The sequence below is a fragment of the Ideonella azotifigens genome (assembly GCF_006519715.1).
Lineage (GTDB): Bacteria > Pseudomonadota > Gammaproteobacteria > Burkholderiales > Burkholderiaceae_C > Ideonella > Ideonella azotifigens.
In genome coordinates, this window is sequence record NZ_VIDT01000260.1 from 1 (window position 1) to 7,110 (window position 7,110).

The 7,110-nt window shown below is 65.6% G+C and carries 7 protein-coding genes; all 7 read left to right on the forward strand.

Features of this window, described 5'->3' with window-relative positions; translation table 11 throughout:
- Positions 1-397 (forward strand): glycosyltransferase (locus FKP22_RS16080; protein ID WP_141288475.1); only part of this gene is annotated, 397 nt, incomplete at its 5' end.
- Complete coding sequence (locus FKP22_RS16085; protein WP_141288476.1) at positions 394-1,689, forward strand: O-antigen ligase family protein; 1,296 nt, start codon at positions 394-396, stop codon at positions 1,687-1,689. The genes FKP22_RS16080 and FKP22_RS16085, both read left to right, overlap by 4 nt.
- Positions 1,686-3,032, forward strand: coding sequence for a UDP-glucose dehydrogenase family protein (locus FKP22_RS16090; RefSeq protein WP_141288477.1), 1,347 nt, complete (start codon positions 1,686-1,688; stop codon positions 3,030-3,032). Before FKP22_RS16085 ends, FKP22_RS16090 begins: the two co-directional genes overlap by 4 nt.
- A gap of 23 nt (positions 3,033-3,055) precedes the next feature.
- The gene (locus FKP22_RS16095; protein WP_141288478.1) at positions 3,056-4,066 is read left to right on the forward strand and encodes an NAD-dependent epimerase; all 1,011 of its coding nucleotides are present in this window, start codon (positions 3,056-3,058) and stop codon (positions 4,064-4,066) included.
- A 15-nt stretch (positions 4,067-4,081) separates the two neighbouring features.
- Positions 4,082-5,359: a UDP-N-acetylglucosamine 1-carboxyvinyltransferase gene (locus FKP22_RS16100; protein WP_141288479.1), complete on the forward strand. Its 1,278-nt coding sequence runs from the start codon at positions 4,082-4,084 to the stop codon at positions 5,357-5,359.
- Between the two features lie 5 nt (positions 5,360-5,364).
- Entirely contained in the window at positions 5,365-6,351 is a 987-nt protein-coding gene (murB, locus tag FKP22_RS16105; protein ID WP_211361424.1) for a UDP-N-acetylmuramate dehydrogenase, read from the forward strand.
- Positions 6,352-6,384: 33 nt separating this feature from the next.
- The coding region (locus FKP22_RS16110; protein ID WP_141288481.1) for a glycosyltransferase at positions 6,385-7,110 on the forward strand (726 nt) is incomplete at its 3' end.

Consider the following 7,110-nt stretch of genomic DNA (forward strand, 5'->3'; position numbering starts at 1 on the left):
CGGGCAGGTGGTGTTCCACGGCGTGGTGGCCGACGTGCCGGCTTGGCTGGCTGGCATGGACCTGTATGTGCAATCCTCCAAATGGGAAGGCTTTGGGCTGGCCGCCATCGAGGCCATGGCCTGCGGCCTGCCGGTGCTGTGCGCCGATGTGCCGGGCCTGAGCCAGTTGGCCAACGACAGTTCACTGCTGTTCAAGCAAGGCGATGCCGACCAACTGGCCGCGATGGTGCAGGACTGCCGCAGCAACCCGGCCCGTCACGCGCACTTGCTGGCGGTTGGCCAGGAGACGGCGGCGCGCTACAGCGTGGAGACCCTGGCCGCAGAGCTGGAGCGCCTGTATGCCGCGCCAACGCCCTCGGCGCCGCCTGGCGCGGCCCAGCCGAGAGGGGCGGCATGAGCAAGCACTTCACGGCCGATGCAGCGGCACCCTCGCTTGCCGCGCAAGGCGTCCTGCCATCTGCGGCACGCAGTGACGTGCTGTTGGTCATCATGGCCGCCGCTGTTGTGCCGCTGTACCTGTCGATGTTCCGCTTTGGTGGCGGTGGTGTGCTGGTGAGGCTGGCGGACCTGCTGGCGCTGGCGCTCATCATTGGCACCTTCTGGACCCAGCCGGCCATCGGCCGCGCGTTCCAGCGGCCGCACTGCCTGATGCTGATGGCGCTGGTGCTGGGCGTGCTGATCCAGGGCATGCTGATGAACCGGGTCAAGGTCTCGCTCAAGGAGGCGATCCAACTGGCCTTCGTGCTGGTCGTGGTCACCACCGTGGGCTGGCATGCCGAACGCGATCCGACGCGCTTCCTGAAGTGGTTCATTGGCGTCGGGGTGGTTGCGATGCTGCACACCGTTGCCATCCACATTGCGGGCGGCAACTACGTGCGCTACAAGCTTGCTGGCGACGCGCGCTACATCTTCGGCGTGGTCAGCGCAGTGCTGTTGCTGGCCTGGCGCCAGGCTGGTTGGCGGGGCGCCTGCGGCTGGCTGTTCCTGATGAGCTTGCCGCCCTTGGTGGCCAGCATGGAACGCAAGGGCCTGTTGGGCGTCATCTTGATTGCGCTCGGGCTTGCCTTGGCGGGGTTGCTGCGCAGTTTTCGTGTCAGTGCGTGGATTGCCTTGCTGCTGGCCGTGCTGCTGGGCTTGGCGATGTTCAGTCTGGAGCACGACGCCTTGATCGACGCCCTCGCGCTGGCCGAAAAGAACAACTACTTCGTCGACCAGAGCGAAGCACTGTGGGACTCCAATACCCACCGCACTGCGCTGTTGTTGAACGGCGTGGACATCGTGCAGAAGCAGCCCTGGTTCGGCAGCGGCGCCGACAGCCTGCGCGAGCAGATGGGCGTTTACTTCAGTGACTCGCGCCTGTCCAACAGCACGCACAACTTCTTCCTCGACAACCTGATCAAGTACGGCCTGCTCGGTGGTGGCTTGTTTTTTGCTGCGATCTTCACGGGCCTGCGTCGTGCGATGCGGCTGTCGGATTCACCGCTCGAAGCTGGCTTGTTCAGCGTCTACATGCTGTTCGCGGTGTTCTTCATTTCCGATGGCCAGGCAGTGACTGTGATGGCCCTGCTGCCCACCTTCATCGGGCTGGCCTTCAACCGCCGACCCACGGCCGACGCACAGGCGAGTTGCCGAGCGTCCGCCGCCTTTTCTTCTCCCGTTTCTCTTTCACCCTCAGGAGCACTGCAATGAAAATTACCGTCGTTGGCACTGGATATGTTGGCCTTGTCACCGGCGCTTGCCTGGCAGACATGGGCAACCACGTGGTCTGCCTGGATGTGGATGAACGCAAGATCCGCGTGCTCAACGAGGGCGGCATCCCCATCCACGAACCGGGACTGGACGTGGTGGTCAAGCGCAACGTGGCAGCTGGCCGCCTGCAGTTCACCACCGATGTGGCGGCCTCGGTGGCCCACGGCACGCTGCAGTTCATCGCGGTCGGCACGCCGCCGGACGAAGACGGTTCGGCCGACCTGCAATACGTGCTGGCCGCAGCCCGCAACATCGGCCGCCTGGCCACCGACTACAAGCTGGTCATCGACAAGAGCACCGTGCCGGTGGGCACCGCCGACAAGGTGCAGGCGGCGATTGACGACGAGCTGGGCAAGCGCGGCCTGGACCTGGCGTTCTCTGTGGCGTCCAACCCCGAATTCCTGAAGGAAGGCGCGGCGGTCGAGGACTTCATGCGGCCGGACCGCATCGTCGTCGGTGTGTCGGATGAGCGTGCGGCGAACCTGTTGCGTGCGATCTACGCGCCATTCCAGCGCACCCGCGACAAGCTGGTGGTGATGGACCTGCGCTCGGCCGAGCTGACCAAGTACGCTGCCAACGCGATGCTGGCCACGCGCATCTCGTTCATGAACGAGCTGGCGCTGCTGGCCGAGAAGATGGGGGCCGACATCGAACTGGTGCGCCAGGGCATTGGCTCCGATCCGCGCATCGGCTACCACTTCCTTTACGCCGGCTGCGGCTACGGTGGCTCCTGCTTCCCGAAGGACGTGAAGGCGCTGATCCGCACCGCGTCTGACCAGGGCCAGGACCTGAAGGTGCTGCAGGCCGTCGAAGATGCCAACGACCACCAGAAGACCGTGCTGACGCGCAAGGTGCTGGCCCGCTTCGGTCAGGACCTGAGCGGCCGGCGCTTCGCGCTGTGGGGCCTGGCCTTCAAGCCCAACACCGACGACATGCGTGAAGCCACCAGCCGCGTGGTGATCGACGAGTTGCTGGCACGCGGCGCGACCGTGACCGCCTATGACCCGGTGGCCACCGAAGAGGCCAAGCGCATCTTCGGCGACGAGCCGCGCATCACCTACGCCCAGGGGCCGATGGAGGCGCTGGAAGGTGCCGAGGCGCTGCTGATCATCACCGAGTGGAAGGAATTCCGCAGCCCTGACTTCGATCGCCTGAAGACCGCGCTGAAGCAGCCGGTGGTGTTCGACGGCCGCAACCTCTACGAGCCGGCGCTGATGCGCGACTTTGGCATCGAGTACCACGCCATCGGCCGTTCGGTGCGTGCCCAGGCGGCACTGGCCTGAACGCGACCGACCAGGAGCCAGCCATGACCGTGCTTGTCACCGGCGCTGCCGGTTTCATCGGCCTGCACACCTGCCAGCGCCTGCTTGCGCGGGGCGAGCAGGTGCTGGGCATCGACAGCCTGAACGACTACTACGACCCGACGCTGAAACGCGACCGGCTGGCGCTGCTCGAAGGCTCGCCAGGCTTTCGCTTCCAGCAACTGGACGTGGCCAACCGCAGCGGGCTGGAGGCGCTGTTCAGCCAGCACCAGATAGACCGCATTGTGCACCTGGCCGCGCAAGCCGGCGTGCGCTACTCGATCACCCATCCGCACGCCTACGGCGAAGCCAACCTGACCGGCTTCCTGAACGTGCTCGAGTGCGCACGCCAGGCCAAGGTCAGGCACCTGGTCTATGCCAGCAGTTCCAGCGTCTACGGCGGCAACGAGAAGATGCCGTTCTCGGAAGCCGACGCGGTGGACCACCCGGTGAGCCTGTACGCCGCGACCAAGAAGGCCAACGAGGTCATGGCGCACACCTACAGCCACCTCTACCGCATTCCCACCACGGGGCTGCGCTTCTTCACGGTCTACGGGCCCTGGGGCCGGCCGGACATGGCCTACTTCAGCTTCACCAAGGCCATCCTCGAAGGCAAGCCGATCCAGGTCTTCAACGAGGGCCGGATGAAGCGCGACTTCACCTACATCGACGACATCGTCGACGGCGTGGTCGCCACGCTGGACCGCCCGGCCGAACCCGACAACGGCTTCGATGGCCTGAAGCCGCATCCCGGCCGCTCGCGTGCGCCGTACCGCGTCTTCAACATCGGCAACCAGGATCCGGTGCAACTGGGCGAGTTCATCGCCACCATCGAAGCGGCGCTGGGCAAGGATGCGATCAAGCAGATGCTGCCGATGCAGCCTGGCGACGTGGTCGCAACCTATGCCGACGTGACCGCGTTGAAGGCCTGGACCGGCGTGTCGCCCAAGACCAGCCTGCGCGAAGGCATCGGCAAGTTCGCGGCCTGGTATCGCAGCTACTACGCTCAACGCTAACCAAGGAGTCATGTCATGACCCGTCCACGCGCAAACGACACCCCAGTTTCCACCTATCGGGTCCAGGCCTCGCGCCTTGAAGGCGAGGTGCATGTCAGCGGGGCCAAGAACAGCGTGCTGCGCCTGCTGGCAGCTTCCCTGCTGACCGGTGAGCAACTGCAGATCTCCAACTACCCCGCCACGCTGCTGGACGCCCAGATCCACCTGGACATGCTGCGGGCGCTTGGCAAGCGCTGCGAGGTCAGCGGCGACACGGTGATCATCGATGAAGCGAGCAAGCCGCCTTCCGAGCTGGTCTGGCCTGGCCGCTCGATCCGCAACACCTTGCTGATCCTGGGCGCGCTGACCGCGCGCACCGGTTCTGGCTCCGTGCCCTTGCCAGGTGGTTGCAAGCTGGGTGATCGCAAGCATGACCTGCACGTGATGCTGCTGGAGGCGCTGGGAGCCGAGGTCACCGAGACCGACACCCACCTCCAGGCCCATGCGCCCAACGGCTTGAAAGGCGCGGACATCCACCTGCCGATCCGCAGCACCGGCGCGACCGAGAACGCGATCATGTGCGGCACCCTGGCGCGTGGTGTCACGACGGTGTGGAACCCGCACATCCGACCGGAGATCCTGGACCTGATCGCGATGCTGCGCTCAATGGGCGCGACCATCAACGTCTTCGGCCAGGAGCGCATTGAGATCCGGGGTTCGGAAGGCCTGTTCGGCACCCGCCACAGGGTGATCGCCGACAACATGGAAGCGCTGACCTGGCTTGTCGGTGCCTGCCTGACCAAGGGCGACGTGGAGATCCATGGCTTCCCCATCGTGGACCTTGAAGTGCCGCTGATCCACTTGAAGGAAAGCGGTGCCTGCTTCTTCACCGGGCCCAAGAGCGTCATCGTGCGCGGCGGCACCTGCTATCCGGTGGAGATCAGCACCGGCGCCTACCCGGGCATCAACTCTGACATGCAGCCGCTGTTCGCGGTCTTCGGTGCGATGTCGCGCGGCGAAAGCAAGATCATCGACCTGCGCTTCCCGGGCCGCTACCTCTACGCAGAGGAAATGGCGCTGATGGGCGTGGACACGCGCGTCGAAGGCAACCTGCTGCGCATCAAGGGTGGCAATCAGCTGCGTGGCGCCGAGGTGACTGCACGTGACCTGCGCGCCGGCATTGCGCTGACGCTGGCAGGCCTGGTCGCGGAAGGCGAAACCGTGATCCGCGATGCCTGGCAGGTCGAGCGTGGCTACGACCGGTTCATCGACAAGATGCAGGCGCTGGGCGGCCAGGTCACGCCGGGTTGGTGATGCACGTGATCGACGCCCCCCGTCTCCTCGACTTCGCTGGCCTGGTGGCCGCCTTGGCGCAACTGCCCGAGCTTCGGCTGAGGCAGGGCGTGCCGCTGCGCAGCCTGAGTCGTTGGCAGATCGGCGGGCCGGCACGCGTGGTGGCGGAGCCGCTGAGCGTGGCGGCCACGGCCCAGGCCTTGCGCCTCATCAAGGCGCATGGTGCACCGCTGCTGGTGATAGGCGATGGCTCGAACCTGCTGTTTGACGACGAGGGCTTTGATGGCGTGGTGCTGCACATCGGCCGAGCGATGTCGAGCATGCGCATCGAGGGCCGGCGCGTGGTGGCGCAGGCCGGCATCTGGACGCCGATCTTTGCCCGCCGTGTGGGCTGCGCCGGCCTGTCCGGCGCAGAGCACGCCGTGGGCATCCCCGGCACGCTGGGCGGGCTGGTGGTGATGAACGGTGGCAGCCTGCGCAAGGGCATTGGCGAGAACCTGGTGTCGGTCACTTGCCTGGACCATGACGGCGAAACACGGGTGCTGAGCCACGATGAGTGCGGATTTGCCTACCGCACCTCGGTGCTGCAAACGCGCGAGCTGATCGTGGTGGAAGCTGAGTTTGAATTTGCCCCGGGTGAGGCCCGCGAGATTCGCCGCGAGATGATCAAGATCATGGCCGCGCGGCGCAAGAAATTTCCGCTGCGTCTGCCCAACTGTGGTTCGGTGTTTCTCAGCAACCCGGCCATGTACGACACCGTCGGCCCGCCGGGCAAGGCCATCGAGGAAGCCGGCTTGCGCGGCACCCGCATCGGCGACGCCCAGATCGCGCCCGAGCATGGCAATTTCATCGTCAATCTGGGCGCGGCGCGCAGTGCAGATGTGCTCGCCCTGATCGGCCTGGTGCGCAAGGCGGTTTACGAGCGAACGCGCTTCTGGCTGGACTGCGAGGTTCGGCATGTCTCCAGCAACGGCCATCTGACTCCCGCTCACATTCCGGCCGAAGCGCTTTGAATACGCGCTGACCCCTCTGCACATGAGAGTTCCATGCCCAAGGTAACCTTGATATCGGCCTTCTACAACCGCGCAGCCGTGGTCGAGCGCACCGTGGCCGGACTCCAGCGACAGACCTTTGCCGACTTCGAGGCCCACCTGATCGACGACGCCTCCAAGGACGGCACCCTCGGCGAGCTGCTCAAGCACGCTTCGCAGAAGCTGCTGGTTCACACGCAGCCCAACATGGGCTTCGTGAACACCATGATTTCCGCCATTGCCAGGACCGACAGCGAGTACATCGCGGTGCTGGGCTCCGGCGATGAATGCCTGCCGGAGCGGCTGGCGAAGCAGGTAGCCTATCTGGATGCTCATCCCGACGTGGGCGTGGTGGGTTGCCACAGCGAGATCGTTTTCGAGAGCGGCGGCGCCACTGAGCACTGGCGGCCCGAGGTGCAGGCCGACGTGAAGCAGCAGCTATTCCATGGCAACCCCTTCATCCATGGCGACGTGATGATGCGGCGCTCGGCTTACGAGCAGGCCGGCGGCTACCGCGCCTTCTTCACCTACCGGCAAGACCTGGACTTGTGGCTGCGCATCAGCGACCACGCCCGCCTCGCCGTGCTGCCGGAGGTGCTGTACCGCTGCTACAAGCTCAAGCAGTCGGTCTCCGAAGACGTGCGCAAGCTCATCGTGGCGATGACTTGCCGGGACTTCGCGGTGTACTGCGCGCGCGAGCGCCTGGCCGGTCGGCCCGATCCTCTGCAGGCCGGTGGCCCG